At 72.0% G+C, this 311-nt stretch carries 1 protein-coding gene; it reads left to right on the top strand.

What is annotated here, in order from left to right; all coding sequences use genetic code 11:
* Window positions 1-311, top strand: a 311-nt coding sequence (locus ACLZOT_RS51430) for an NADH-ubiquinone oxidoreductase-F iron-sulfur binding region domain-containing protein (protein ID WP_416976171.1), incomplete at both ends; no start/stop codon positions are given.

Here is a 311-nt window from a genome sequence, read left to right as displayed (position 1 = left end):
GGTCTGCCGGCCGCCGCGCGCGGCATGGAGGACATCCTCAACGGTGGCGGCCCGGCCGCTCTGGAGGCGCTCAAGCAGGTCGCCAAGAACGTGAAGCGGCGCGGCGCGTGCTCGCACCCGGACGGCTCCGCGATGTTCCTTGAGTCGACCATCAAGGCGTTCACCGACGACCTCGCGGCCCATGTCCTCGGCAATGGCTGCGGACGGCCCGTGGAGGGCGTTCTGCCGCTCTTCGAGGGCGGCAGGGCACCCACGGGCATCCCGGGCGGCGCCGAGGAGGAGGAGAACGGCCCCGCGCGCCAGAAGATCTA

Origin of the sequence: Streptomyces sp. 4F14 (assembly GCF_048159485.1) — a bacterium.
Lineage (GTDB): Bacteria > Actinomycetota > Actinomycetes > Streptomycetales > Streptomycetaceae > Streptomyces.
The sequence above is the reverse complement of the archived record's forward strand: the minus strand, read 5'-3'. Positions and strand labels throughout refer to the sequence as shown.